The following is a 26,763-nucleotide window of genomic DNA, read 5'->3' on the forward strand; positions in this document are numbered from 1 at the left end:
CTGCGATTGTTTCTCCAACAGGTTGCGCAAGACGCGCCGCGCCTTTTTGCAAGCGCCCGCGTCCGAGCCCACTTGCGCAATCGAGCATTTTTTTCACACTTAGGGGCTTGTATGACTAACGCAGCAAACGTCGCAAAGGACCAGGCGTATGTAATCCCGTTCGAGCAGTTGCGGATGACCGATGTGGAGATCGTGGGCGGCAAGAATGCGTCGCTCGGCGAGATGATCAGCCAGCTTTCCGAAGCAGGCGTTCGCGTACCCACCGGTTTCGCCACGACCGCGCTCGCATTCCGCGATTTCCTCAAGCACAACGATCTGACCGATCGCATCGCCAAGCGTCTCGAGTCGCTCGACATCGACGACGTGAAGGCGCTCGCCGAAGCCGGTGCCGAAATCCGCAAGTGGATCGTCGACGCGCCGCTGCAGGCACGTCTCGAGGAGGAAATCCGCGCACAGTTCGAAATCCTGAAGAACGGCTCGCCGGGCGAGCTGTCGTTCGCCGTGCGTTCGTCCGCGACCGCGGAAGACCTGCCCGACGCGTCGTTCGCCGGCCAGCAGGAGTCGTACCTGAACGTCGTCGGCATCGACGACGTGCTCGACCGCATGAAGCACGTGTTCGCGTCGCTGTACAACGACCGCGCGATCTCGTATCGCGTGCACAAGGGTTTCACGCACGCTGAAGTCGCGCTGTCGGCCGGTGTGCAGCGCATGGTCCGCTCGGACGTCGGCGCGGCCGGCGTGATGTTCACGATCGACACCGAATCGGGCTTCAAGGACGCCGTGTTCATCACGTCGAGCTACGGCCTGGGCGAAACCGTCGTGCAGGGCGCCGTGAACCCGGACGAGTTCTACGTGTTCAAGACGACGCTCGCACAGGACAAGTACCCGATCATCCGCCGCTCGATCGGCTCGAAGCTGATCAAGATGGAATTCACGCAGCCGGGCGAGCCGGGCCGCGTGAAGACGGTCGACGTGCCGCACGAGCAGCGCAACCGCTACTCGATCACCGACGAAGACGTGATCGAACTCGCGAAGTACGCGGTCATCATCGAGAAGCACTACCAGCGTCCGATGGACATCGAGTGGGGCAAGGACGGCCGCGACGGCAAGATCTTCATCCTGCAGGCGCGTCCGGAAACGGTGAAGAGCCAGGCGAGCGGCAAGGCCGAGCAGCGCTTCAAGCTGAAGGGCCAGTCGCAGGTGCTGGCAACGGGCCGCGCGATCGGCCAGAAGATCGGCGCGGGCCCCGTGCGCGTGATCCAGGACCCGTCGGAAATGGAACGCGTGCAGCCGGGCGACGTGCTGGTGGCGGACATGACCGACCCGAACTGGGAGCCGGTGATGAAGCGTGCGGCGGCGATCGTCACGAACCGTGGCGGCCGCACCTGCCACGCGGCGATCATCGCGCGTGAGCTCGGCGTGCCGGCAGTCGTCGGCTGCGGCGACGCGACCGACGTGCTGAAGGACGGCGCGCTCGTCACGGTGTCGTGCGCGGAAGGCGACGAAGGCAAGATCTACGACGGGCTGCTCGAGACGGAAGTCACGGAAGTGCAGCGCGGCGAACTGCCGGAAATCCCGGTCAAGATCATGATGAACGTCGGCAACCCGCAGCTCGCGTTCGACTTCTCGCAACTGCCGAACGGTGGTGTTGGCCTCGCGCGTCTCGAGTTCATCATCAACAACAACATCGGCGTGCACCCGAAGGCGATCCTCGAGTACCCGAACATCGACCAGGACCTGAAGAAGGCGGTCGAGAGCGTCGCGCGCGGTCACGCGTCGCCGCGCCAGTTCTACGTCGACAAGCTGACGGAAGGCGTCGCGACGATCGCCGCGGCGTTCTATCCGAAGCCCGTGATCGTGCGTCTGTCCGACTTCAAGTCGAACGAGTACAAGAAGCTGATCGGCGGTTCGCGCTACGAGCCGGACGAGGAAAACCCGATGCTGGGCTTCCGCGGCGCATCGCGCTACATCGCCGAAGACTTCGCGCAGGCGTTCGAGATGGAATGCCGTGCACTGAAGCGCGTGCGCGACGAGATGGGCCTGACCAACGTCGAGATCATGGTGCCGTTCGTGCGTACCGTGAAGCAGGCGGAGCGTGTCGTCGGCCTGCTCGAGAAGTTCGGCCTGAAGCGCGGCGAGAACGGCCTGCGCCTCGTGATGATGTGCGAAGTCCCGACCAACGCGATCCTCGCAGAAGAGTTCCTCGAGCACTTCGACGGTTTCTCGATCGGTTCGAACGACCTTACGCAGCTCACGCTCGGCCTCGACCGTGACTCGGGCATGGAACTGCTGGCCGTCGACTTCGACGAACGCGACCCGGCCGTCAAGTTCCTGCTCAAGCGTGCGATCGATACCTGCCGCAAGATGGGCAAGTACGTCGGTATCTGCGGCCAGGGCCCGTCCGATCACCCGGACTTCGCGCAATGGCTGACCGACGAAGGCATCGTGTCGATCTCGCTGAACCCGGACACGATCATCGATACGTGGCAAGCGCTCGCCAACCGGAAGTAACGGTCGGTAACGCTTATTCGGCGCAAGCGCGGTACGCCGCGCTTGCGCTGAAGGCAAAATGCAAGGTTCGTGTTATAAACACCCCGGTAAGCACCGGGGTGTTTTTTTTCGTCGGTACGCACCGCGTTGCGTCATGCGTGTCGACCGCGGCCCACGGACGGGCGCGCAGCGAATATAGTGAGCAGCGGGGACGTTTTTCGGGAGACCACAATGATGTCGGGGCATCTGTTCTGGTGGGTCGGAGTCGGCGTGCTGGTCGTCGCCGAATTGCTGACCGGCACGTTCTATCTGCTGATGATCGCGCTCGGCTTTCTCGCGGGCGCGCTGCTGCAGCTCGCCGGTTTCGCGCCGCACGTGCAGTTCGGTGCGGCCGCCGTGGTCGCGATCGTCGCGATGATCGTGCTGCGCCGCTCGGGGCTCGGGCGCAAGCAGAAGCGCGACACGTCGACGAATCCGGACGTCAATCTCGATATCGGCGCGACCGTCACGGTCGACGCGTGGCACGACCGCCGCGCGCGTGTGCAGTATCGCGGCGCCGACTGGGACGTCGAACTCGCGGCCGGCGAGCGCGACGATGCACGCGTGTATCAGGTGCGTGCCGTGCGCGGCAACAGTCTCGTCGTCATCGCGAAACCCGCGGGCTGATCGTCCACTGATACAACAAGGAGGGAATATTTCATGGATTCGCTGATCATCTGGGTCGTCCTGCTCGTCATCGCCATCGTGATCGTGTCGAAGACGGTGAAGATCGTGCCGCAGCAGCATGCGTGGGTGCTCGAACGCTTCGGGCGCTATCACGCGACGCTGTCGCCCGGTCTCAATATCGTGCTGCCGTTCGTCGACCGGATCGCCTACCGGCACGTGCTGAAGGAAATTCCGCTCGACGTGCCGAGCCAGGTCTGCATCACGCGCGACAACACGCAGCTGCAGGTCGACGGCGTGCTGTACTTCCAGGTGACCGATCCGATGAAGGCGTCGTACGGGTCGAGCAACTTCGTGCTCGCGATCACGCAGCTCGCGCAGACGACGCTGCGCTCGGTGGTCGGCAAGCTCGAACTCGACAAGACCTTCGAGGAGCGCGACTTCATCAACCACAACATCGTGTCGGCGCTCGACCAGGCCGCCGCGAACTGGGGGGTGAAGGTGCTGCGCTACGAGATCAAGGACCTGACGCCGCCGAAGGAGATCCTCCATGCGATGCAGGCGCAGATCACCGCGGAGCGGGAAAAGCGCGCGCTGATCGCTGCTTCCGAAGGCCGCAAGCAGGAGCAGATCAACCTCGCGTCGGGCGCGCGCGAAGCGGCGATCCAGAAGTCGGAAGGCGAGCGGCAGGCCGCGATCAACCAGGCGCAGGGCGAGGCGGCCGCGATTCTCGCGGTGGCCGAGGCGAACGCGCAGGCGATCCAGAAGATCGCGAACGCGATCCAGTCGCAGGGCGGGATGGATGCCGTGAACCTGAAGGTCGCCGAGCAGTACGTCGGCGCGTTCTCGAACCTCGCGAAACAGGGCAATACGCTGATCGTGCCGGCGAACTTGTCGGATCTCGGCACCGCGATCGCGTCGGCGCTGACGATCGTCAAGAACGCGGCACCGGCGGCGAGCGGGCGGGGCTGAGCGGCACGCGCGGGTTACGCGTGCCGGCGATCGCCGCGAGCGTCGCCGGGTGTGCGCCGCTCGTGCGCCCGTCGTGTGCCCGGTATGTGCCGGTCATGTGCCGGTCATGTGCCCGGCATGCGGCGAATCGTCGCGCGACCTCGGGCGCGATCGCGCCCGCATGTCAGCAGTACAGGTTGCGCAGCGGTTCGTCCCGGAAGGCGAGCGGCGGTCCGGCAGCCGCTCATGCGCTTCGCACCGCACACAGCAACACGGCCCGCTTCGAGCGGGCCGTGTCGTTTGTGAGGCTGGCTTTCCCGAGCGTCAGGTGCCGGCGCGCATGATGCGCGCCTTTTCGCGTTCCCAGTCGCGCTTCTTCTCGGTTTCGCGCTTGTCGTGCAGCTTCTTGCCCTTCGCGAGCGCGATGTCGCATTTCACGCGACCGCCCTTGTAGTGGAAGTTCAGCGGCACGAGCGTGTAGCCACGCTGCTCGACCTTGCCGATCAGTTTCTTGATTTCGTCACGGTGCAGCAGCAGCTTGCGCGTGCGGACCGGATCGGGCTTGATGTGCGTCGAGGCTTCGGGCAGCGGGCTGATGTGGGTACCGATCAGGAAGATCTCGGCGTTCTTCACCACGACGTAGCCTTCCTTGATCTGGCCGCGCCCGGCGCGCAGCGCCTTGACTTCCCAGCCCTCGAGCACGAGCCCCGCCTCGTAGCGTTCCTCGATGTGATAATCGAAGTGCGCTTTCCTGTTGTCGATGATGCTCATGAAAGGATCGGGCCAACTCGTTTAAAATCACGATTTTAGCAAAGCAGGGCGGGAATCGCCCGGCTTGCGTTCTCACCTCGAGCGATGCCGCGCGATTTATGGCAGATGTCCAGAAAACCGTATTGATCCGTCATTCGGCGGAACAGATGTTCGACCTCGTCACCGACGTGGCCGATTACCCCAATTTCCTGCCCTGGTGCGGTGGCGTCGAGATTCGCCGTCAGGACGACAGCGGTATGGAAGCGCGCATCGACATCAACTTCAAGGGCATCAAGCAGCATTTCGCGACGCGCAACACGCAGCAGCGCCCGACGCGGATCGACATGGAGTTCGCGGACGGCCCGTTCCGGAAGTTCACGGGCTCGTGGCGCTTCATCCCGCTGCGCGCCGATGCATGCAAGATCGAATTCGCGCTGCACTACGAGTTCTCGAGCATCCTGCTCGAGAAGATCATCGGGCCGGTGTTCAGCCATATCGCGAACACGTTCGTCGATTCGTTCGTCAAGCGCGCCGACCAGCGCTACGGGAAGGGGTGACGCGATGCTGTCGATCGAAGTCTGCTACGCGCTGCCGGATCGCCAGACGCTGATTCCGGTGTCGCTGCCCGAAGGCGCGACCGTGCGCGCGGCGATCGACGCGAGCGGCGTGCTCGCGCTGCACCCGGAAATCGACCTCGCGCACACGAAAACCGGCATATTCGGCAAGCTCGCGCCGCTCGACGCGCCGCTCGCCGACCACGACCGCGTCGAGATCTACCGCCCGTTGATCGTCGATCCGAAGCTCGCGCGTCAGCGGCGCGTCGACAAGACCCGCCGCGAGGGCTCCGTCGAGGGCCGCAAGTGGATGCACAAGGACGCGCGCTGACGCGTCGCGTCGGCGTTGCTGCATCTTCTCCGTTCCGATTCGTCAGACCAGGCGCGGCGGCGCTCAGTGCGCCGTGACGTTCGCGTTCACGGCCGCGCTGCCGGGCGTGTTGCCGCCCGCATGCGTGTCGTTGTGCCGGCGCACCGACCCGTAGACGCCCGCCAGCAGCAGGGCGAGCGCCACGATCTCGAGTACGCGCGGCATCCGCTGATCGTAGACGAACGCATAGAGCATCGCTAACACGGTTTCGAACACGATCAGCTGGCCGGACAGCGTGAGCGGCAGCCGCTTCGACGCCGCGTTCCACAGTCCGTTGCCGAGCCACGACGCGCCGATCGCAAGCACGAGGTTCAGCAGCCAGAACAGGTGCCAGCGCGATGCCGGAACGGCGGCCTGCACCGTGCCGGCCGGCAGCGCGAGGATCGCGAGCCAGCAGAGGCCGCCGATCAGCCCCGTCACGACACCCCACAGCACCGACCACTCGTTGCCGCCGAAATGAGGGTGGCGCTGCAGGTAGCGCGTGTTCGCGACCGCGTACCAGGTCCAGCTCGCGAGTGCGCCGCTTGCGCACGCGATGCCCGCGAGCTTCTGGCCGAGCGTCGTCGCCTGCGCGGCTTCCGACGTGAAGAGGTCGATGTTGATGCAGACGATGCCGGCGATCACCAGCGCGAGCGGGGCGGCGAGGCGCCGCAGCGGCATCGCGCCGTGGTCGCCGAGGCCCGCGAGCGTGACGGTCACGGGCAGCACGCCGACGATCAGCGAGCTGGGTGCGATGCCGATCAGGTGCACGGCACCGGACAGCAGCATGTAGTACGCAACGTTGCCGATCAGCGCGAGCTTCGCGAGCGCGACGAGGTCCTCGCGGGTCAGCCGGGCGAGCAGCGAGCGGGCGGCCGGCAGGGCCGCCGCCAGCGACACGAGGCCGTACATCGCATAGCGGCCCGCGCTCAGCAGCAGCGGCGAGAAGTCGGTCATCAGCCGCGGCACGAGAAAGACCATGCCCCACAACGCGCCCGCGAGGACGCCATACACCACACCGCGCTGCATCGACTGCTCCGAACGAAAGACTGACGAGCGCGCATCTTAACGACGGCTACGCGACCGCGTCTTGTTCATTCCTGCACTCGGGAGCGGGGTGTGGCAGGGACCGGCTGCAAGCGCCGCCGCGCCCCGGTCCTGTTTAACCGGTGGCTGCGGCGGGTCGCGTTGCCCTTCGACGATCAACCGATCAGCGCTCGACCGGCTCGGCCGCCGCCGCACTGTTGCCCGCCGCGGCTGCCCCTGCGGGGCGGCGCACGGCGCGCAGCTTGCCGCTGTTGCCGCCGCCGCAGTAGAAGAGGTCGTGGCCGTCGGACTCCAGCCCCGACACGCCGACGCCGGGCGGCATGTCGACCTGTTCGAGCACTTGCCCGGTGCGCGGGTCGATCCGCCGCAACTCGCTCTCGTCCGCTTCCCAGGTGCCGTGCCACAGCTCGCCGTCGACCCACGTCACGCCGGTGACGAAGCGGTTCGATTCGATCGTGCGCAGCACGGCGCCCGATTGCGGATCCACCTGATGAATCTTGCGTTCGCGGTACTGGCCGACCCACAGCGTGCCTTCCGCCCAGGCCAGCCCCGAATCGGCGCCGCCGCCGGGCGCGGGGATCGTCGCGAGCACGCGGCCGGAGTCGGGATCGATCTTCTCGATACGGTCCTCGACGATCTGGAACAGGTGGCGCCCGTCGAACGCGGTGCCTGCGTGCGCGGCGACGTCGAGTGCGCGCACGGTCGTGCCGCGTTCCGGGTCGAGCGCGTTCAGCTTGTCGCCGGACGCGAACCACACGTGCCGCCCGTCGAACGTGACGCCGTGTACGCCGTCGACGCCCGGAAACGGGCCGTATTCGCGGAGGATGTCTGCGGTGGAGCGTTTCATGTTTGTCACCTCGTCGTTGGTATCCCCATCCTAGTCGCCCGGCAGCGGCGCGGGGAGTAACAAGGTCGTCGCGAATCCGGGCAGCGGCGGCGTCATCCAGCGGCGCGCGCGACCGCGGCCGACCGCCTGCACCTTGTCCGCTTCGGCGAGCGCATCGAGCGCGCGCTGCACGGTGCGCGGGTTCACGCCGAGTGCGAGCGCCAGCGCGGAGCTCGACCACGCCTCGCCGTCCGCGAGCAGCGCGAGCACGGCCGCGTGGCGGTCGTCGACCGGACGCGCGAGCACGACGGCCTCGTGCGGGCCGAGCGGTTCGAGCGCGAAGCCGCTCGGCGTCGCAGTGATGTTCGCGAGCGGCCGCAGCACCGCGCGCAAGCGGCCGATCTCGACGCGCAGGCGGGCGCGATGCGATTCGTCCGCATGTCTCGCGCGAAACGCCGCGGCGACGAGCGTGTTTCTCGACACGTCGCCGGGCCACGCCTCGCCCAGTGCGCGGGCGAGCACGAACAGCACCGGGCGGCGTGCGAGCGACACGGTCGTGCGCGCGTCGCGCACCGCGTGGCGGCATGCATCGACGACCAGCGCGTTCGATGCCAGCAGCGCCTCGACCTCGTCGAGCAGCACGAGCCGCGACGCACCGCGCGCGATGAGTCGCGCGGCCGGCGTATCGAGCATGCGGGCGGCCGTGTCGACTTCGGCCGTCAGCGCGGCGATGCCGGCGTCCCGTGCGGCCGCGCGCGCACGGGCGAGCGCCAGGCGCGCCGCGTGCGGGCGGATGCGGCGCATCGCGATGCCGGCCGCGATCAGTTCATGAGCTGCGCGCGATGCGGCGGGCAGCGGTGCGGGATCGAGGCTCGCGAGCCGCTGTTCGGCATCCCCGACGTGCCCGATCAGCAGCAGCCGGCGCACGCCGAGATAGCGCGCATGCGCGGCGTTCGTGCGGTCGCCGTGTGCGTCGAGCGTCGCGCAGGCGGCGTCGAGGGCGCGCGACGGCCAGCCGAGGTCGCGTGACGCCAGCGCGATCTCGGCCTCCGCGACGACGCAGCGCGCCCGCGCGACGGCTTCCTTCGCGCCGAACGCGCGAGCCGCGCTGCGCACGAGCGCGCGTGCGCGCTCGAAATCGCCGAGCTGGGCCATCGCGATGCCGCGCAACGCGAGCGCCGGTGCGTCGTCGCGCAACGCGACGCGGTTCAGCGCGCCGAGCGGGTCGCCCGCCGCGAGCGCCCGCGCGGCGGCCGTGATCAGCGAATCCATCCGAATCCCGACACAGTTGTCACTCCCTCCGGTTCGACGCCCGGTCCTAATCTAGCACCACGCACACGGCAGATGCGCCGTGCCCGGATATCCATCGAAAGGAGGAACCCGTAATGACGAACCATCTCACCGGAACGCGCGCCGAATGGCTGGCTGCGCGCCGCGCGCTGCTCGATGCGGAAAAGGCGCTGACCCGGCAGGGCGACGAACTCGCGCGGCGGCGCCAGGCGCTGCCGTGGGTGCGCGTCGACAAGGCCTACCGGTTCGACACCGAACGCGGCCCGGCGACGCTCGACGATCTGTTCGGCGGCCGCTCGCAACTGCTCGTCTATCACTTCATGTTCGGCCCCGACTACAAGGCCGGCTGCCCGTCGTGCTCGGCGCTCGCCGACGGCTTCGACGGTTTCGCGGTCCACCTCGCGAACCACGACGTGACGCTCGCGGCGGTGTCGCGCGCGCCGCTTGCGAAGCTGCTGGCATACCGGCAGCGGATGGGCTGGCACTTTCCGTGGGCGTCATCGGACGGCGGCGAGTTCAACTTCGACTTCAACGTGTCGTTCACCGAAGCGCAGCAGCGCGCCGGCGACGTCGAATACAACTATGCGCGGGCCGGCCACGCGATGGACATGGACCCGCCGCCCGCCGCGCTCGCCCAGTTCGCGGCGACGTGCGGCACCGACGCCGCGACGTACGCGCGCGACCGGCCGGGGATGAGCGCGTTCGTGCGCGAGGACGGCATCGTCTATCACACGTATTCGACGTACGCGCGCGGGCTCGACGGGCTGTGGGGGATGTACCAGTGGCTCGATCGCGCGCCGCTCGGGCGCAACGAGACGGGCGTGTGGTGGCGCCGTCATGACGAGTATGCACGCGGTTGAGCACGGCCCGGCGAGCCGCGGGAGCGGGCGATGAGCACGGCGACGAAACGGGCTGTTGCTGCTGACGCGGGCGGCGGCCGGCGGGTGTTCGGCGCCGCGCTCGTCGCGGTATGGGCCGCCGCGATCTGGGCGACGCTCGCGCAGCACGCATCGATGGACGCGATGGGCGGCATGCCGATGGCCGGCGGCTGGACGCTGTCGGCCGGGTGGCTCAGGCCGTGCGGATGGCAGGCTGGGCGCGCGTTCGCCGCATTCGCCGGGATGTGGGGCGCGATGACGGTGACGATGATGCTGCCGGTGCTGGCGCCGGTGCTCTGGCGATGTCGGCAACGTCTCGGCGCGGCGGACGACGCGCGTGCGGCATGGTTCGTCGCGGTCGCGGGCACCGCGTATTTCTCCGTGTGGATGGCGCTCGGCGCGCTGGTGTTTCCGGTCGGCACTGCATGGGCGGCGGCCGCCGCGCGGCTGCCCGCGCTCGCCGCCACGGTGCCGTTCGCGGCTGGCGCGATCGTGCTCGGCGCGGGCGTGCTGCAGTTTTCCGGCTGGAAGGCGCGCCGGCTCGCTTGCTGCCGGCATGCGCCGGACGACGCATGCGCGCCGCGGGCGGCAGCCCGGGCCGCGGTCGCGTGGCGGTACGGCGTGCGTACCGCGCTACGGTGCGGCGCCTGCTGCGGGAACTTGACGGCCGTCGCACTGGCGGCCGGCATGATGGACCTGCGCGTGATGGCCGTCGTGACCGTGGCGGTCGCCGCCGAGCGGCTGGCGCCGGCTGGCGTTCGCGTCGCGCGGCTTGTCGGCGGCGTGGCGATCGGCGCCGGCGCGGCGATGATCGCGTGGGCCGCGGCCGGACTGGCCTAGCGGCGCCCCGGGGGGCTGCCGGTGCGCGTCGAACGGGGCCGGCGCAGGCGCCGTCGGCAGGTCCGGCGTCGTGCGGCAACGGCGGGCGATCGGCCCGATTCCGGCCGGCTGCGCGAATGGGCCGATGCGGGGGTGAAACGAAAGGCGATCGAAAACGAACCGAACGGCGATCCGAACGATTCGGCCCCCGGGCGCCTGAAGGCGGCTAACCCGTTGTTCGTGTTGTGAAAATTCGCAGCGCTTCGCGTATAATTCGCTTTTGCGCCCATAGGATTTGCCATGCGTCTGATCCAAAAAGCACTCACTTTCGATGATGTGCTCCTCGTTCCCGCCTTTTCCGACGTTCTCCCGCGCGACACCAGCCTGAAGACCAAGCTGACCCGCAACATCTCCCTGAACATGCCGCTCGTGTCCGCCGCGATGGACACGGTCACCGAAGGTCGCCTCGCGATCGCGATGGCGCAGCAGGGTGGTGTGGGCATCGTCCACAAGAACCTCACGCCGGCCGAGCAGGCTCGCGAAGTCGCGAAGGTCAAGCGTTTCGAATCGGGCGTCGTGCGCGACCCGATCACGGTTCCGCCGCAGATGAAGGTGCGCGACGTGATCGCGCTGTCGCGTCAGCATGGCATCTCGGGCTTCCCGGTCGTCGAAGGCCCGCAGCTCGTCGGCATCGTCACGAACCGCGACCTGCGTTTCGAATCGCGCCTCGACGAACCGGTCAAGTCGATCATGACGCCGCGCGAGCGTCTCGTCACCGTCAAGGAAGGCACGCCGCTCGCCGAAGCGAAGGCGCTGATGCACAGCCACCGCCTCGAGCGCGTGCTGGTCGTCAACGACGCGTTCGAACTGCGCGGCCTGATGACCGTGAAGGACATCACGAAGCAGACCGAACACCCGGATGCGTGCAAGGACGAACACGGCAAGCTGCGCGCAGGCGCGGCGGTCGGCGTCGGCCCGGACAACGAAGAGCGCGTCGAGCTGCTGGTGCAGGCGGGCGTCGACGTGATCGTCGTCGATACCGCGCACGGCCACAGCAAGGGCGTGCTCGAGCGCGTGCGCTGGGTCAAGCAGAACTTCCCGCACGTCGAGGTGATCGGCGGCAACATCGCGACGGCTGCCGCCGCGAAGGCGCTCGTCGAATACGGCGCGGACGCGGTCAAGGTCGGTATCGGCCCGGGCTCGATCTGCACGACGCGGATCGTCGCGGGCGTCGGCGTGCCGCAGATCAGCGCGATCGCGAACGTCGCGGAAGCGCTGAAGGGCACCGGCGTGCCGTGCATCGCCGACGGCGGCGTGCGTTTCTCGGGCGACGTGTCGAAGGCCCTCGCGGCCGGCGCGAACGCGGTGATGATGGGCAGCATGTTCGCGGGTACCGAAGAGGCGCCGGGTGACGTGTTCCTGTACCAGGGCCGCCAGTACAAGTCGTACCGCGGCATGGGTTCGGTCGGCGCGATGAAGGACGGCGCGGCGGACCGCTACTTCCAGGACAACTCGGCGAACATCGACAAGCTCGTGCCGGAAGGCATCGAGGGCCGCGTCGCGTACAAGGGTTCGGTCAACGCGATCCTGTTCCAGCTGGTCGGCGGCGTGCGCGCGAGCATGGGCTACTGCGGTTGCCGCACGATCGACGAACTGCACGACAAGGCCGAATTCGTCCAGATCACCGCGGCGGGCATGCGCGAGTCGCACGTGCACGACGTGCAGATCACGAAGGAAGCACCGAACTACCACGTGGACTGATCGCCGATGAAACCGCTGCTGCGAGCCGTGCTGATCGTCGATGCCGTGCTGCTGCTGGCGTTCGGCGTGCTGTTCGTGCTGACGCCCTGGCAGGCGCTGTTCAACGCGCTGCAGCTGGCGAACATCCAGCCGGCGATGCTCGGCCAGGCGTTCGGCATCGCGCTGCTCGGCCTCGCGTGGCTCGCGTTTCATGCGGCGCTCAACGGTGATCTCACGGCGCCCGTCGCACGTGCGGTCGGCCATGTGAACTGGCTGATCGGCGTGCTGGCGGTCGTGTGGTCGTTCGGCACCGGCAACGGTCCCGCGCTCGCGGCCGCCGGCCGCGTGCTGTCGGCGATGGCCGGGGTCGCGCTGATCTTGCTGGGCCTCGGCGGCGTGCGGCTGGCATCGACCGTGCGGCGGCGCGAGAAGGCGGAAAGGGTGGAACGGGCGCAGGCGCCCGACGCTCGGGACGCGAAGCGCCCGGCCGAATCAGCGGTGGCCTCCGCGCCGCGGCAGCGGGTCGAACCGGTCGTCAGCCGTCCGGCGGCGCCCTCGGCGCCGGCCGCGGCCACCACGTCGGCCGCATCCGACCGCGCGTCAGGCAGCGTCGCATTCGACGCCCGCCCGCCGTTGCAGGATTGACCGGCGATGCGTCGCGCGAGCCGCCTGCCGCCCGACGCCGCTGTCCATGCTTTTGACGCAGCGCTTCGTGCGCTGCTTTTCTTATTCTCTTCATCCCGTCCGCAGCCATGCACGACAAAATCCTGATTCTCGACTTCGGTTCGCAAGTCACCCAACTGATCGCGCGCCGCGTGCGCGAAGCGCACGTCTACTGCGAAATCCACCCGAACGACGTGTCCGACGACTTCGTCCGCGAGTTCGCGCCGAAGGCGGTGATCCTGTCGGGCAGCCACGCGAGCACGTACGAAGACCACCAGCTGCGCGCGCCGCAGGCCGTGTGGGATCTCGGCGTGCCGGTGCTCGGCATTTGCTACGGCATGCAGACGATGGCCGTGCAGCTTGGCGGCAAGGTCGAGTGGAGCGACCATCGCGAATTCGGCTATGCGGAAATGCGCGCGCACGGCCATACGCGCCTGCTCGACGGCATCGAGGATTTCAAGACGGACGAAGGCCACGGGATGCTGAAGGTCTGGATGAGCCACGGCGACAAGGTTGCCGAGCTGCCGCCGGGCTTCGCGCTGATGGCGTCGACGCCGAGCTGCCCGATCGCCGGCATGGCCGACGAGGCGCGCGGCTACTACGCGGTGCAGTTCCACCCGGAAGTCACGCACACGGTGAAGGGCCGCCAGATCATCGAACGCTTCGTGCTGCAGATCGCCGGCGCGAAGCCCGACTGGATCATGAAGAACCACATCGAGGAAGCCGTCGCGAAGATTCGCGAGCAGGTCGGTGACGAGGAAGTGATTCTCGGCCTGTCGGGCGGCGTCGATTCGAGCGTCGCGGCCGCGCTGATCCACCGCGCGATCGGCGACCAGCTGACCTGCGTGTTCGTCGACCACGGTCTGCTGCGCCTGAACGAAGGCAAGATGGTGCTCGACATGTTCGAGGGCCGCCTGCATGCGAAGGTCGTGCACGTCGACGCATCCGAGCAGTTCCTCGGCCACCTGGCCGGCGTGACCGATCCGGAAGCGAAGCGCAAGATCATCGGCCGCGAGTTCGTCGAGGTGTTCCAGGCCGAGGCGAAGAAGCTGTCGAAGGCGAAGTGGCTCGCGCAGGGCACGATCTATCCGGACGTGGTCGAATCGGGCGGCACGAAGACGAAGAAGGCGACGACGATCAAGAGCCACCACAACGTCGGCGGCCTGCCGGAAACGCTCGGCCTGAAGCTGCTCGAGCCGCTGCGCGACCTGTTCAAGGACGAAGTGCGCGAACTCGGCGTCGCGCTCGGCCTGCCGCCGGAGATGGTGTACCGCCATCCGTTCCCGGGCCCGGGCCTCGGCGTGCGGATTCTCGGCGAAGTGAAGCGCGAATACGCGGACCTGCTGCGTCGCGCGGATGCGATCTTCATCGAGGAGTTGCGCGGCACGACCGCCACCGCGCAGGACGCGGCAGCGGGCCTGTGCGGCGAGGCCGACGTCGGCAAGACCTGGTACGACCTGACGAGCCAGGCGTTCGCGGTGTTCCTGCCGGTGAAGTCGGTCGGCGTGATGGGCGATGGCCGCACGTACGACTACGTGACGTCGCTGCGCGCGGTGCAGACCACCGACTTCATGACCGCGCACTGGGCGCACCTGCCGTACGCGCTGCTCGGCCGTGCGTCGAACCGGATCATCAACGAGGTGCGCGGGATCAACCGCGTGGTGTACGACATCTCGGGCAAGCCGCCGGCGACGATCGAGTGGGAGTGAGCGTCGGCGTCGAGGCGTGCCTCGATGACCGATAGCGGCATCGGATGATGCGCAACGCCCGGCAGGGGAACCTGCCGGGCGTTGTCGTTGGTGCGGTTGGCGGCCGTGATTCGATGGCCGCCGGCGCGCAGTGTTTTCCTTGCCTGCATGCCGGGTCCGGGCACCGAGGTGCGGGACAGCCCGGCCACTACAAGCGACGCGTCTGCATGTCGCGCACTAGGGCAGCCGACGACCGCCGGCATCGATCATCCTGATCGAGCCCGAAGTCTGCCCCTGTCCTTGTCGAATGCTGAATTCGATGATGTCCTCGTAGAGTTCCCGTTGTCCGGCGGGCAGGACCGGCAGCAACGTCTCGCGCCGCTTGTCCGCATCGAACATCGATTCCACGAGCCATCCCGTCAGATAGAGCGCCGCCACGCAGCCGCCCGCCGTCGCAACATTGCCGTGGCACACGAGCGGCTGGTCCGGCACATGCAGCCCGCGATCCGTCAGCCCGTGTCGCGCGTCGGGGTGCGTCGTTGCGCGACGGTCCGGCAAAAGCCCGAGCCGCTCCAGGACGAAGGCGCCCGCGCAGATCGATCCGATGTATTGGCGCGCCGGATCGAGATCGAACGACGGCAGGAAATCCGGGCTCGCGAGCGCGGCCGGGATGCCCAGCCTGCCGCTCGAGAACAGCACGGCGTCGGCGCGATTGGCTTCCTCGAGCGGGCCGTGCACGGGGATGGCCAGACCATGCGCGGAACGCAACAGCGGCTGCGCGCCGAGAATCCGGACACGCCAGTCCGTGGTATTGCGGCCGAGGATGTCCCACATCAGGAACAGGTCGATGTCGGTGAACTGGTCGAATGCGACGAGAGCGATGTCTTTCAACGTGAACTCCGTGAGTCGTGGCGCGTTGCAGGAAGCGGTGGCGGCCGTGATAGAGTTCGCAGCCTATCTGCCCATGCCGCGCCATACACAGCCTGTATGGCGATACCGATGCGCACACTGACTCGAAACGACTGGATCGCCGCGGGCTTCGACGCCCTCGACGGGGAAGGGTATGCGGGGATTTCGGCCGAGCGTCTCGCACGACGGCTGAACGTGACCCGCGGCTCGTTCCATCACCACTTCCGGAATCGGGAGGACTTCGTCAGGACGTTGCTGACCGCGTGGGAGGACGATTACACCGCACGCATGCTCGCCTACGCGGCGGACGGCCGCGGCGCGGCCGACACGCTGACGCGCTACCTGCGCATCGCGGCGGAGAAGCGACCGGGGCGCGAAGCGGCGATCCGCGCCTGGGCAATGCAGGACGCGCTGGTCGCGGAATTCCAGCAGCGCGTCGATGCCACGCGTCTCGCATTCGCGCTCGAGACGTCCCGTCGGTGGGTTCGCATGCCGGGCGAAGCCGAGATCGTCGGGCAGATCGCGCACCTGTGTCTGATCGGCGGCCAGCAGGCCGGACTGCGGCGCGATGCCGAGCGGTTCAACCACTTCATGCAGCGTGCGTTCGCGGTCGCCGAGCGCATGCTGCCACGCCGACGCGCGTAGCGGTGCGATGCCCGCGATGCCCGCGATGCCCGCGATGCCCGTGCTGCACGGATGGCTCGCGTATCGCAGAGCAGAAGGCGGGCGGGTGCTCCGTTGTAGCGTCGGTGGAAAGCGCGGCTTTCGATGCAGCGCAAGGCGACGTCACGCGCTGTCCCGATCCTGCTCAGTCTTGCCCGCCACTACGATAACGAAGGTGAATCAGCGGATAAGGGCGCCCTTGTCCATCGCGCGCCGATCGTCCGCAGCGCTCGAATCCGAGCCGTTCGTAGAATCCCGCCGCCGCTTCGTTCTGCTCGTTGACGTCTGTCGACAGGTCGGGATGGCGTCGGAGGGCCGCTTCGACCAGCCGCCGCCCGACACTCCGCGCCGTGGTGCGCGGGATCGACGAACAGTGCTTCCATGTGACTGCCGTCGAGCAGCATGAAGCCGACCGGACGATCGTGCTCGTCGACGGCCAGATCGAGCTTCGCCGACGGTCAGTTCGCGGGATGGCCGGATGCGGGCACGTCGGGCGCTGCGACGCCCGCATCCGTCTCGTCTGCGCCGAGTTCCGCCAGAAACGGCCACGGATAGATGCCGCGCGCGTGACCGTCGCCGAACAGCAGGCGGATGCCGTAACCGGCCGCTTCCACGCCGTCCAGCGTCAGGTCGGGTGGCGCGTCGACCTGCCCGCCATCGAGTCGGATCTTCCGGCATGCGGCGCATGGGCAAGCGCTGCGCAAGTGCGCATAGCCGATGTGCTGCGTGTCGGCGTCCGGCCAGCACAGCGTCAATGCGCGGGCCGCATGATCGAGCAGGATCTCGGTCGGCGGCGTCATCGTGCATCTTCCCCGATCTGCGCGATCGCGATCCGCACGGCCTTGCGTACTTCGGGATCGCGATCGTCGAGCGCGTCGTGCAGCGCGGGCAGCGTCGCGGGATCGCGCAGTTCGCCGAGCGCGAGCGCGGCCTCCTTGCGCAGGTTGCTGATCGCGTGCGACAGCAGCGCGGCGACGGCCTGCGCCGCGGCGGCGTCGCGCAATTGCCCGAGTGCGCGCACCGCACGCAAGCGCACTTGCCAGTAATCGTCGTCGAGCGAGGCGACGAGCGGTGCGCGCGCGGCCGCGACACGCAGCTTGCCGAGCGTCGCGGCCGCTTCCTCGCGGACCTGCCATTCGGCGTCGCGCAGCGCCGCCAGCAAGGCGGTGACGACGGCCGTGTCGGCGGACGCCGCGAATCCGACCGCGCCGACCGCGATACGCCGTACGTCCGCATGCGTGTCGGTCGTGGCGATGCGTGCGAGCGGCGCCAGCGCGCGGGCGTCCTTGAGCCAGCCGAGCACGGCGACGGCCTCGGCGCGCACGGCCGACGCCGGCGCGTCGAGTGCGCGCAGCGCCGGCGCGAACGCGTCGGGGTCGCGCAGTTCACGCAGCGCGCGCAGCACGGCGCCGCGCACGAACGGTTCGGCGTGCTCGACCCAGCGGCACAGCGCGGCGCCGGATGCGACGTCCTTCAGTTCGGACAGGCTGTGTGCGGCGGTCGCGCGCACGTCGTCGTCCGGATCGAGCAGCGCGCGGCACAGCGCGTCGACGACGTCGGGCTGCTCCCAGGCGGCGAGCACACGCGCGGCTTCGCCGCGCACGTCGGCGGACGGATCGTCGCGCAGCGCGGCTACGAAGATCGGCACGAGATCGGGATCCTCGAGATCGGCGAGTTCGAGCAGCGCGATCCGGCGCACCGATGCATCGGGTGCGGCAACGCGCGCGACGAGCGCGGCATGGTCGGAAGCAGGTTTCATGTGTCGTGAGTCCGGTAGTGGGGAAGCGGCGCGCCAGGTCAGCGCAACAGGTACGGAATGTCGACCTTGACCGCGCCGGTCGGGCAGTCGCGTTCGCACGGCATGCAGTACCAGCATTCGTCGAACTGCATGTAGGCCTTGCCCTTGGTCACGTCGATTGCGAGCAGGTCGAGCGGGCACACGTCGACGCAGACGGTGCAGCCCTTGTCGGCGATGCAGCGGTCCTCGTCGATCGTCACGGGCGCGCTGCTGCGCAGGAAGATGTCGTGCGGGGTATGGGGCACGGTAAGGCTCCTCGGAGTCAGAGGGCGGCCGCGTGTGCGGCCGGTTCGCGGATGCGCAGGTGCGCGTAGGCGCTGCGTTCGTCGTCGGCGAGCGGCACGACGTAGGGTTCGACCGGTCGTTTCTCGCTGCGCATCGTGCCGTCGGCACCCTTGCGCAGCCACGTGTGGCAGAACCACTCGGCATCGTTGCGATGCGGAAAGTCGACGCGATGGTGGTACAGCCCCCAGCGGCTCTCGGTGCGGAACAGCGACGCGCGCGCGGCCATTTCGGCGCAGTCGCGGATCGCGCGCACTTCGGCCGCGCGCATCAGTTCATGCGGGTGGCTCGCCTTGATTTCTTCGATATCCTCAGTAATGCCGTCAAAACGTTGCAGCCCGATCTCCATCTTGCGCGTCACCTTCGGCGGTTGCAGGTAATCGTTCACCATGCGGCGCAGCTTGTATTCGACCTGCGCCGGCGCGAGGCCGCGCTCGCGCGTGAGCGGCGCAAGCACGCGGGCGCGTTCGGCGGCGACCTGTTCGTCGTCCACCGGCGCGTGAGCGCGGCCGGCCACGTAGTCGGCCGCGTTCTGTCCGGCGAACCAGCCGTAGGTGAATGCGCCGAGCATGTAGTTGTGCGGGACCGCCGCCATGTCGCCGGCCGCGTAGAGCCCCGGCACGGTCGTTTCCGCGCGGGCGTTCACGTAGACGCCGGATGCGCTGTGGCCGCTGCAGAAGCCGATCTCGGAGATGTGCATCTCGACCATCTGGCGCCGGTAGTCGGTGCCGCGCCCCGCGTGAAAGCGGCCGCGGCTCGGCCGCTCGTTGGTGTGCAGGATCTGCTCGATGGTCTGGATCGTTTCTTCCGCGAGATGGTCGAGCTTCAGGAACACCGGGCCGTTGCCGCTTTGCAGTTCCTGGTAGAACTCCCACATCATCTGGCCGCTCCAGTAGTCGCACTCGATGAAGCGCTCGCCCTTGCCGTTCGCGGTGAAGCCGCCGAGCGGGCCCGTCACGTATGCGCAGGCCGGGCCGTTGTAGTCCTTGATCAGCGGATTGATCTGGAAGCACTCGAGGTTCGCGAGCGCCGCGCCCGCGTGGTACGCCATCGCGTAGCCGTCGCCCGCATTGGTCGGGTTCTCGTAGGTGCCCATCAGGTAGCCGGACGCCGGCAGGCCGAGCCGGCCGGCCGCGCCGCAGCACAGGATCACGGCCTTCGCGCGGATCACGTGGAACTCGGCCGTGCGGCAGTCGAAGCCGAGCACGCCGCTCGCGCGGCCCTGCGCGTCGGTCAGCACGCGCGTCGCGACGGTCCGGTTCGTGATCGCGATGCGCGCGCGCTTCAGCTGCCGGTACAGCACCTTCTTGATGTCGTGGCCTTCCGGCATCGGCAGCACGTACGAACCCATGTGGTGGACCTTCTTCACCGCGTAGTCACCGGTGCCGTCCTTCTCGAACTTCACGCCCCAGCGGTCGAGCTGCTCGATCGTCGCAAAGCTGTGCGTCGCATACGCGTACACGGCTTCCTGATCGACGATCCCGTCGTTGGCGATCGTGATCTCGCGCGTGTACTGCTCGGGTGTCGCGTGGCCCGGGATCACCGCGTTGTTCAGCCCGTCCATCCCCATCGAGATCGCGCCGCTGCGCTTCACGTTGGCCTTCTCCAGCAGCAGCACGCGCAGCGACGGGTCGCGCTCCTTCGCCTTGATCGCCGCCATCGGGCCGGCCGTGCCGCCGCCGACCACGACGATGTCGTATTCGAGTACATGGGTATTCATTGAGGATTCCTTGCAGGTTGGCGGGTCTTCTGCCGGTCGATGCGCAGCCGGTACTGGAAGGCGTCGCCGCGGAAGTACAGGTGTTCGTAGTCGATCGGCGTGCCCGACGCGTCGTGCGTCAGGCGCTCGATCCGCAGCACGGGGCTGCTTTCCTCGACGCGCAGCGCGTCGACGATTTCATCGTCGGCGAGGATCGCGTCGATCGACACGTCGGCGTGGCCGAGCGGCACGCCGCAGTCGTTCTCGAGGATCAGGAAGATGTCGCGGGTCGCGAGATCGGCGTCGGCGAGCCGCTTGCCGAGCGCCTCGGGCACCCACGTCTGCTCGAGCGACACCGGCTCGCGGTTCAGCAGCCGCACGCGGTGGATCTCGATGAGCGGCGCGCCTTCCGGCACGTTCAGCTTCGTCGCGAGGTGCCGATCGGCCTTCACGGTGCGAAAGCTGCGCAGCTGGTTGACGATCTCGTAGCCCATCGACGACATCGCCTCGGCGAAGCCCTGAAGCGACGTCACGTTCTGGAACGCCTTCGGCTTCGACACGAACGTGCCCTTGCCGTGCAGCTTGAACAGCAGGCCTTCCTTCTGCAGGTCGCCGAGTGCCTGGCGCACCGTGATGCGACTCACGTCGAACATCGCGCAGAGTTCGTGCTCGGACGGCATCCGGCTGTGTGGTGCATAGGTGCCGTCGAGGATGCGCGTGCGCAGCGTGTCCTTGATCTGCACGTAGAGCGGCGCCGCCGACAGCGGCACGACGTTGGGTGGGGTCATCGGTCAACTTGTTATGACAAGATGGCTCGAGTGTAGTGAGCGCGCTCGCGCGCCCCAACCAACTATTTCTGATTTCGACTTTCCGATTCCGGAAAAGCGGGGCGGCGGCGACCCGCGCGAAAATAAAAAAACAGGGCGCGACACGGCCCGCGCAAACGGCGCCGAATCCGCGCGGAGCCTGCTGCGGCGCAGCACAGCGGCAAGTCGCGGCGATCGGCACGCATGCGCGCCGATTCGGCCCCTAAAAAACACAATATCGAGCATGCGTTCGAAGGGCCTGTCATACGCACGTCACCCTGCTAGAATTCGGCTGCCGCATTTGTTCCGATTGACTGATGAGATTGCTTGACGCACTGGTCGAACAACGCATTGCCGCCGCCGCCGCGCGGGGCGAGTTCGACGATTTGCCGGGTACCGGCGCGCCGCAGGCGCTGGATGACGACCTGCTCGTACCCGAGGAGGTGCGGGTGGCCAACCGTATCCTGAAGAATGCGGGCTTCGTGCCGCCGGCCGTCGAGCAACTGCGCGCGCTGCGCAACCTGCAGGACGAACTGCAGGCGGTCAGCGACCGCGCCGCGCGCTGCCGGCTGCAGGCGAAGATCCTCGCCCTCGACATGGCGCTCGAATCGCTGCGCGGCGGCCCGATGGTGATGCCGCGCGACTATTGCCGGCGCATCGCGGAACGTCTGTGCGAGCGCGGGCTCGACGACGCGCCCGCCGAAGCGGGGCCGATGTGAGCGCCAACGCGCTGCCCGACGCGGCAGCCGGACCGGCTGTCGTTCCCGATGCTCCCGTTCCCGAAGCCGCGCCGGTGTCGGCGCGCGACCTGCATTTCATGCGGCTCGCGCAGGCTGCCGCCGAAGAGGCGCGCGCGGCCGGCGAAGTGCCGGTCGGCGCGGTGCTCGTGCGCGGCGACGAAGTGATCGCACGCGGCTTCAACCATCCGATCGGCGGGCACGACCCGTCGGCCCACGCGGAAATGGCCGCGCTGCGCATGGCCGCGCAGCATCTGCAGAATTACCGAATGCCCGGCTGCGAGCTGTACGTGACGCTCGAGCCGTGCCTGATGTGCGCGGGCGCGATCATGCACGCGCGCATCGCGCGGGTCGTCTACGGCGCCGCCGACCCGAAGACGGGCGCGTGCGGCAGCGTGATCGACGCGTTCGCGAATCCGCAGCTCAATCACCATACCGACGTGACCGGCGGCGTGCTCGCCGACGAGTGCGGCGCCGCGCTGAAATCGTTCTTCGCGGAGCGCCGTCGCGCGCTGCGGGAAGCACGGCTCGCCCGCGACGCCGCATCCGGCGCGTCATAGCGCGCCCGCCGTGCCAGTGCCCGTCGCCCGGAGCGGGCGGGCCGCGCAGTTCCGTGAACCGGAGACGGTTCGGACCCTCTAAGCAGGTTTGACGATCCCGATATCTTTCGCCATGTCCTTCCAGCCCGCCGCGTCCTACACCATCCGCCTGCTGGCGCCGTCCGGTTATCCGCACGACCCCGATGCGATCAACCGCGCGCTCGAGCGCTTGAGCGGCGCGCAGCAGCGCATCGAGAACATCGAGGCGACGCAGCGTCGCTTTCAGCGCTTCGGCGGCACCGACGGCGAGCGGGCCGGCGACCTGAACCGTCTCGCGGATCCGGAGCGCGCGCTGCCGGATATCGCGCTCGCGGTGCGCGGCGGCTACGGCGCCGCGCGCATCCTGCACGGGCTCGACTATCGCGGGCTCGAGCGTCGGCTGCGCGACCAGCCGATCGCGCTCGTGGGCCACAGCGACTTCACCGCGATCCAGCTCGCGCTGTACGCGAAGGCGCGCATCAAGACCTTCGGCGGCCCGATGCTGTCGGCCGACTTCGGCGCGGAAACGCCGAGCGATTTCACGATGCAGCACTTCTGGCGGACGCTGTCGCAGCCGACCACGACGATCGTCACCGAGGCGCCGCAAGTGCAGACCGTGAACGTGACGGGGACGCTGTGGGGCGGCAACCTCGCGATCCTCACGTCGCTCGTCGGCACGCCGTACATGCCCGACATCGAGGGCGGCATCCTGTTCATCGAGGACGTGAACGAGCAGCCGTTCCGGATCGAACGGATGATCTACCAGCTGCACCTGTCGGGGCTGCTCGCGCGCCAGCAGGCGCTCGTGCTCGGCCAGTTCACGGGCGCGCGGCCGTTCGAGTACGACAACGGCTACGACATGCAGGCGATGATCGACCAGATGCGCGCGGTGATCGGCATTCCGGTCGTCACTGGGCTGCAGTTCGGTCACGTGCCCGACCTGCTGACGCTGCCGTTCGGCGCGCAGGCGCAGCTCGTCGCGAATGCGCACGGTTTCCGGCTCACGCTGTCGGACTATCCGCATCTCGGCTGAGGCCGGCAGGGGCCATCGAAAGGCGGGGTTTCCCGCCTTTTTCTTTAAAGTAAATGTGCAACTAACGGTCGGAAATTTTCATCGTCGCCGATCGGGTTGGTGTCGTGGCACGCACCATTTTTGTCAACAAAATGGCGGAGAGGGTATACACCGTGAGCCGCCATGGGCAAACGCGAGAGGCTTGTCGTGCCTGGATATCGGGCACAGCGCACCGCTCTGGCACAGGCCGATGCACACCGGTTGTGCGCATTCTCCGAAAAGAATTGTTGACAATCTTTATGTCCGTCCTAGGATGAGGACCATCACACGATGCAGAACATGAACGACTCCGCTACCCATCCGTCCGGCGCCGCCGGTCCCGAAGCGATCGCCGAGCGGATCCGCACCGCGATCCTCGAGCATCGGCTCGCGCCCGGCGCGAAGCTGACGGAGGCGCAGCTCTGCGACGTGTTCGGCGTGAAGCGCGGGACGATCCGCCAGGCACTTTCGCAGCTCGCCGCCGACAAGCTGGTCGATCTCGAGCCGAACCGCGGTGCGTTCGTCGCGAGCCCGACGCTGCAGGATGTGCACGAGGTGTTCGAGATGCGCCGGATCATCGAGCTGGCCGTCGTCGAGCGGCTCGCGACGGGGCCGGGCGCGAAGCGGTTGAAGGGCGTCGCCGCGCTGATCGACAAGGAACGCAAGGCGTTCGAGCGGCACGACTTCGCGGCGTGGATCCGCCTGTCGGGCGAATTCCATACGGCGCTCGCGGCGCTGACGGGCAACGCGACGCTCTGCGAGTGCCTCGACGGGCTCGTCGCACGCTCGACGCTGATGTCGGCGCTGTACGAATCGCACGGGCGCAGCCCGTGCTCGTGCGACGACCATGACGAGATCCTGACCGCGCTGGAAGCGGGCGATTCGAAGCGGGCGGTGACGCTGATGGCGCACCACCTGCAGCATGTCGAACTGAAGATGCTGGACCGGCCCGCGCAAGGGCAGGTCGATTTGCGCGAAGTGTTCGGCGGCGCCTGAGCGGCGACGCGAACCCGGCCGCGCGCCACACGACGAGAGCAATGCAGGCCGGCGGTTCGCGCCGCCGGCCGCCAGTCCGACTCCGGACGACGATCCGGAGCGATATCGATGACGGTGGAGCGGCTGCCAGGCCGCGTCAAGGAGAAGTCATGGCTCAGTTCAGTGTGGCGCACGACAGTGCGTATCCGGCGGAAGAAGGCGGCGAGGGCGGCGGCCCCGTGTTGCCGGACGGTTACAGCGAACGTTTGTACAACGAAGATTTGGCACCACTAAAGAATCAGACGTGGGGCTCATATAACATCTTCGCGTTCTGGATGTCGGACGTGCACAGCGTCGGCGGCTACGTGTTCGCGGGCAGCCTGTTCGCGCTCGGGCTGACGAGCTGGCAGGTGCTGATCGCGCTGATCGTCGGCATCACGATCGTGAATCGGCTGTGCAACCTCATCGCGCGGCCGAGCCAGCAGATCGGCGTGCCGTATCCGGTCGCGTGCCGCGCGACCTTCGGGGTGCTCGGCGCGAACGTACCGGCCGTGATCCGCGGGCTGATCGCGATCGCGTGGTACGGCATCCAGACCTATCTCGCGTCCAGCGCACTCGTGATCGTCGTGCTGAAGTTCTTTCCGCAATGGCTGCCGTACGCGGACGTCCACCGCTACGGCTTCCTCGGGCTGTCGGCGGTCGGCTGGGCCGGCTTCATGCTGCTGTGGGTGCTGCAGGCGCTCGTGTTCTGGAACGGGATGGAGACGATCAAGAAGTTCATCGACTTCGCGGGCCCGGCCGTCTACGTCGTGATGTTCATCCTGGCCGGCTACATGGTGTGGCGCGCGGGCTGGCGCAACATCGGCCTCAACCTCGGCGGCGTCAAGTATCACGGCGCGGAAGTGATTCCGGTGATGATCACGGCCGTGTCGCTCGTCGTGTCGTACTTCTCCGGGCCGATGCTCAATTTCGGCGACTTCTCGCGCTATTGCCGCTCGTTCGGCGACGTGAAGCGCGGCAACTTCTGGGGGCTGCCGGTCAACTTCCTCGCGTTCTCGCTCGTCACGGTGATCACCACCGCCGCGACGCTGCCGGTGTTCGGCGAACTGATCACCGACCCCGTCGAGACGGTCGGCCGCATCGACCATCCGACCGCGGTGATCCTCGGCGCGCTGACCTTCACGATCGCGACGATCGGCATCAACATCGTCGCGAACTTCGTGTCGCCCGCGTTCGACTTCTCGAACGTCGCGCCGCGGCTGATCAGCTGGCGCGCGGGCGGGATGCTCGCGGCCGTCGCGTCGATCTTCATCACGCCGTGGAACCTGTTCAACAACCCGGCCGTGATCCACTACACGCTCGACGTGCTCGGCGCGTTCATCGGCCCGTTGTACGGCGTGCTGATCGCCGACTTCTACCTCGTCAAGCGCGGCCGGCTCGTGCGCGACGACTTGTACACGATGTCGGAGCGCGGCACCTACTGGTACACCGGCGGCGTGAACCGCCGCGCGCTCGCCGCGCTGCTGCCGGCCGCGGTGATCGCCGTCGTCTGCGTGATGGTGCCGGGCTGGCAGGCCGCCGCGAACTTCTCGTGGTTCATCGGCGCGGGGCTCGGCTTCGTGTTCTACCGGCTGCTCGCGAGCACGAAGGCCTGAGGAGCGCGCGATGAAGATCAAGCTGATCAATCCGAACACGACGCAGCGGATGACCGACGCGATGGGCCGCTGCGCGCGCGAAGTCGCGGCGGCAGGCACCGAGATCGTCGCGGTGAGCCCGCCGATGGGGCCGCCGTCGATCGAAGGCTATTACGACGAAGCGCTCGCGACGCCCGGGCTGCTCGCCGAGATCGCGCAGGGCGAGCGTGACGGCTGCGATGCGTACGTGATCGCGTGTTTCGGCGATCCGGGGCTGTATGCGGCGCGCGAACTCGCGCGCGGGCCGGTGATCGGGATCGCCGAGGCGGCGATGCACGCGGCGAGCGTGCTCGCGCCGGGCTTCTCGGTCGTCACGACGCTCGCGCGCACTTGCGGGATGGCATGGCATCTCGCCGAGCGCTACGGGATGAAGCGGTTCTGCCGCAACGTGCGGGCGACCGACGTCGCGGTGCTCGAGCTCGACCGGCCCGGTTCGGCCGCGCGGCGGATCATCGTCGACGAATGCCGGCGCGCGCTCGACGAGGACGGTGCCGACGCGATCGTCCTCGGCTGTGCCGGGATGGCCGAATTCGCGCACGAGATCGAGCAGCAGATCGGCGCGCCGGTCGTGGAAGGTGTCACAGCAGCCGTCAAGTGGGCCGAGGCGCTCGTCGCGCTGCGCCTCGCGACCGCGAAGCGCGGCGACTATGCGCGGCCGCTGCCGAAGCGCTACGACGGCGAATTCGCGCATTTCAGCCCGCCGGAGGGCGCCTCGTCGGCCACGCCGGCCGCCGCCGGGGCGCGCAGCGGAAGCGCCGCACCGGAACCGGTCCCGACTTTGCCGCAACCGCACATACACGCCGTCTGACCTGCACTATCTGCGCCGCTGTATGGGCGCGTATGAACCTTTTCGCTACACTGGG

At 68.0% G+C, this 26,763-nt stretch carries 27 protein-coding genes and 1 pseudogene; 17 read left to right on the forward strand and 11 right to left on the reverse strand.

Features of this window, described 5'->3' with window-relative positions:
* Positions 1–111 precede the first annotated feature (111 nt).
* The 3 genes from ppsA (at position 112) to DIE12_RS04645 (ending at position 4,125) form a co-directional block, all read left to right on the forward strand.
* Entirely contained in the window at positions 112–2,511 is a 2,400-nt protein-coding gene (gene ppsA, locus DIE12_RS04635) for a phosphoenolpyruvate synthase (RefSeq protein WP_124486193.1), read from the forward strand.
* Between the two features lie 210 nt (positions 2,512–2,721).
* Complete coding sequence (locus tag DIE12_RS04640) at positions 2,722–3,156, forward strand: NfeD family protein (protein ID WP_044843762.1); 435 nt, start codon at positions 2,722–2,724, stop codon at positions 3,154–3,156.
* Between the two features lie 33 nt (positions 3,157–3,189).
* Positions 3,190–4,125, forward strand: coding sequence for an SPFH domain-containing protein (locus tag DIE12_RS04645; protein WP_044843761.1), 936 nt, complete (start codon positions 3,190–3,192; stop codon positions 4,123–4,125).
* 303 nt (positions 4,126–4,428) lie between these two features.
* Here DIE12_RS04645 and smpB read toward each other — a convergent pair whose 3' ends face one another.
* A complete protein-coding gene (gene smpB / locus DIE12_RS04650; protein WP_050012888.1) occupies positions 4,429–4,875 on the reverse strand; it encodes an SsrA-binding protein SmpB in 447 nt (148 codons plus the stop codon).
* Positions 4,876–4,973: 98 nt separating this feature from the next.
* On the opposite strand from smpB, the gene DIE12_RS04655 reads away from it, so the two are divergent.
* Together DIE12_RS04655 and DIE12_RS04660 are read left to right on the forward strand one after the other, a co-directional pair.
* Positions 4,974–5,411 carry a type II toxin-antitoxin system RatA family toxin gene (locus DIE12_RS04655; RefSeq protein WP_044843759.1) on the forward strand — a complete coding sequence of 146 codons (438 nt, stop codon included), beginning with the start codon at positions 4,974–4,976 and terminating at the stop codon, positions 5,409–5,411.
* A gap of 4 nt (positions 5,412–5,415) precedes the next feature.
* Positions 5,416–5,739, forward strand: coding sequence for an RnfH family protein (locus DIE12_RS04660; protein ID WP_124520012.1), 324 nt, complete (start codon positions 5,416–5,418; stop codon positions 5,737–5,739).
* A 63-nt stretch (positions 5,740–5,802) separates the two neighbouring features.
* Here DIE12_RS04660 and DIE12_RS04665 read toward each other — a convergent pair whose 3' ends face one another.
* From DIE12_RS04665 to DIE12_RS04675, 3 genes are all read right to left on the reverse strand, one after another.
* Positions 5,803–6,786, reverse strand: coding sequence for a DMT family transporter (locus DIE12_RS04665; protein WP_124520014.1), 984 nt, complete (start codon positions 6,784–6,786; stop codon positions 5,803–5,805).
* 181 nt (positions 6,787–6,967) lie between these two features.
* A complete protein-coding gene (locus DIE12_RS04670) occupies positions 6,968–7,651 on the reverse strand; it encodes a glutaminyl-peptide cyclotransferase (protein ID WP_124520016.1) in 684 nt (227 codons plus the stop codon).
* Between the two features lie 30 nt (positions 7,652–7,681).
* Positions 7,682–8,902, reverse strand: coding sequence for a helix-turn-helix domain-containing protein (locus tag DIE12_RS04675; RefSeq protein ID WP_124520213.1), 1,221 nt, complete (start codon positions 8,900–8,902; stop codon positions 7,682–7,684).
* A gap of 113 nt (positions 8,903–9,015) precedes the next feature.
* On the opposite strand from DIE12_RS04675, the gene DIE12_RS04680 reads away from it, so the two are divergent.
* The 5 genes from DIE12_RS04680 (at position 9,016) to guaA (ending at position 14,729) form a co-directional block, all read left to right on the forward strand.
* Positions 9,016–9,780 carry a DUF899 domain-containing protein gene (locus DIE12_RS04680; RefSeq protein ID WP_124486198.1) on the forward strand — a complete coding sequence of 255 codons (765 nt, stop codon included), beginning with the start codon at positions 9,016–9,018 and terminating at the stop codon, positions 9,778–9,780.
* Between the two features lie 30 nt (positions 9,781–9,810).
* Positions 9,811–10,638 (forward strand): DUF2182 domain-containing protein, encoded by an 828-nt coding sequence (locus DIE12_RS04685; RefSeq protein ID WP_124520020.1) that lies wholly within the window; start codon positions 9,811–9,813, stop codon positions 10,636–10,638.
* 279 nt (positions 10,639–10,917) lie between these two features.
* On the forward strand, positions 10,918–12,378 hold the full coding sequence (guaB, locus tag DIE12_RS04695) for an IMP dehydrogenase (protein ID WP_059464274.1): 1,461 nt from the start codon (positions 10,918–10,920) through the stop codon (positions 12,376–12,378).
* A 6-nt stretch (positions 12,379–12,384) separates the two neighbouring features.
* Positions 12,385–13,002, forward strand: a complete 618-nt coding sequence (locus tag DIE12_RS04700; RefSeq protein WP_124520024.1) for a hypothetical protein — start codon at positions 12,385–12,387, stop codon at positions 13,000–13,002.
* A 107-nt stretch (positions 13,003–13,109) separates the two neighbouring features.
* Positions 13,110–14,729 carry a glutamine-hydrolyzing GMP synthase gene (gene guaA, locus DIE12_RS04705; RefSeq protein WP_124520026.1) on the forward strand — a complete coding sequence of 540 codons (1,620 nt, stop codon included), beginning with the start codon at positions 13,110–13,112 and terminating at the stop codon, positions 14,727–14,729.
* Positions 14,730–14,945: 216 nt separating this feature from the next.
* Here the strand turns inward: guaA and DIE12_RS04710 are convergent, their stop codons facing one another.
* Positions 14,946–15,599, reverse strand: a complete 654-nt coding sequence (locus DIE12_RS04710; RefSeq protein ID WP_124486201.1) for a DJ-1/PfpI family protein — start codon at positions 15,597–15,599, stop codon at positions 14,946–14,948.
* 108 nt (positions 15,600–15,707) lie between these two features.
* Between DIE12_RS04710 and DIE12_RS04715 the strand changes: the two genes are divergently transcribed.
* Positions 15,708–16,262, forward strand: coding sequence for a TetR/AcrR family transcriptional regulator (locus DIE12_RS04715; protein WP_124520028.1), 555 nt, complete (start codon positions 15,708–15,710; stop codon positions 16,260–16,262).
* A gap of 163 nt (positions 16,263–16,425) precedes the next feature.
* Here DIE12_RS04715 and DIE12_RS04720 read toward each other — a convergent pair.
* The 6 genes and pseudogenes from DIE12_RS04720 to DIE12_RS04745 form a co-directional block, all read right to left on the reverse strand.
* Positions 16,426–16,738, reverse strand: a pseudogene (locus tag DIE12_RS04720) (acetyltransferase); the annotation flags it as partial.
* Positions 16,739–17,080: a gamma-butyrobetaine hydroxylase-like domain-containing protein gene (locus DIE12_RS04725; RefSeq protein ID WP_124520030.1), complete on the reverse strand. Its 342-nt coding sequence runs from the start codon at positions 17,078–17,080 to the stop codon at positions 16,739–16,741.
* Positions 17,077–18,039: a HEAT repeat domain-containing protein gene (locus DIE12_RS04730; RefSeq protein ID WP_124520032.1), complete on the reverse strand. Its 963-nt coding sequence runs from the start codon at positions 18,037–18,039 to the stop codon at positions 17,077–17,079. Before DIE12_RS04730 ends, DIE12_RS04725 begins: the two co-directional genes overlap by 4 nt.
* Positions 18,040–18,077: 38 nt before the next feature.
* Positions 18,078–18,323, reverse strand: coding sequence for a ferredoxin family protein (locus tag DIE12_RS04735; RefSeq protein ID WP_006755644.1), 246 nt, complete (start codon positions 18,321–18,323; stop codon positions 18,078–18,080).
* A gap of 17 nt (positions 18,324–18,340) precedes the next feature.
* A complete protein-coding gene (locus DIE12_RS04740; protein ID WP_124486206.1) occupies positions 18,341–20,080 on the reverse strand; it encodes a fumarate reductase/succinate dehydrogenase flavoprotein subunit in 1,740 nt (579 codons plus the stop codon).
* Positions 20,077–20,847 carry a GntR family transcriptional regulator gene (locus DIE12_RS04745; RefSeq protein WP_124520034.1) on the reverse strand — a complete coding sequence of 257 codons (771 nt, stop codon included), beginning with the start codon at positions 20,845–20,847 and terminating at the stop codon, positions 20,077–20,079. The genes DIE12_RS04740 and DIE12_RS04745 overlap by 4 nt, the downstream gene beginning before the upstream one ends.
* Positions 20,848–21,182: 335 nt before the next feature.
* On the opposite strand from DIE12_RS04745, the gene DIE12_RS04750 reads away from it, so the two are divergent.
* The 6 genes from DIE12_RS04750 to DIE12_RS04775 all read left to right on the forward strand — a co-directional run bounded on the left by DIE12_RS04750 (position 21,183) and on the right by DIE12_RS04775 (position 26,708).
* On the forward strand, positions 21,183–21,584 hold the full coding sequence (locus DIE12_RS04750) for a DnaJ family domain-containing protein (RefSeq protein ID WP_044843744.1): 402 nt from the start codon (positions 21,183–21,185) through the stop codon (positions 21,582–21,584).
* Positions 21,581–22,162 carry a tRNA adenosine(34) deaminase TadA gene (tadA, locus tag DIE12_RS04755; protein WP_185500377.1) on the forward strand — a complete coding sequence of 194 codons (582 nt, stop codon included), beginning with the start codon at positions 21,581–21,583 and terminating at the stop codon, positions 22,160–22,162. The genes DIE12_RS04750 and tadA overlap by 4 nt, the downstream gene beginning before the upstream one ends.
* 112 nt (positions 22,163–22,274) lie before the next feature.
* Positions 22,275–23,213 carry a muramoyltetrapeptide carboxypeptidase gene (gene ldcA / locus DIE12_RS04760; protein ID WP_124486208.1) on the forward strand — a complete coding sequence of 313 codons (939 nt, stop codon included), beginning with the start codon at positions 22,275–22,277 and terminating at the stop codon, positions 23,211–23,213.
* Between the two features lie 309 nt (positions 23,214–23,522).
* On the forward strand, positions 23,523–24,227 hold the full coding sequence (locus DIE12_RS04765) for a GntR family transcriptional regulator (protein WP_044843742.1): 705 nt from the start codon (positions 23,523–23,525) through the stop codon (positions 24,225–24,227).
* Between the two features lie 149 nt (positions 24,228–24,376).
* Positions 24,377–25,861 carry an NCS1 family nucleobase:cation symporter-1 gene (locus DIE12_RS04770; RefSeq protein ID WP_124486209.1) on the forward strand — a complete coding sequence of 495 codons (1,485 nt, stop codon included), beginning with the start codon at positions 24,377–24,379 and terminating at the stop codon, positions 25,859–25,861.
* 10 nt (positions 25,862–25,871) lie between these two features.
* Positions 25,872–26,708 carry an aspartate/glutamate racemase family protein gene (locus tag DIE12_RS04775; protein WP_124486210.1) on the forward strand — a complete coding sequence of 279 codons (837 nt, stop codon included), beginning with the start codon at positions 25,872–25,874 and terminating at the stop codon, positions 26,706–26,708.
* Positions 26,709–26,763 lie beyond the last annotated feature (55 nt).

This window comes from Burkholderia sp. Bp9015, assembly GCF_003853505.1.
Lineage (GTDB): Bacteria > Pseudomonadota > Gammaproteobacteria > Burkholderiales > Burkholderiaceae > Burkholderia.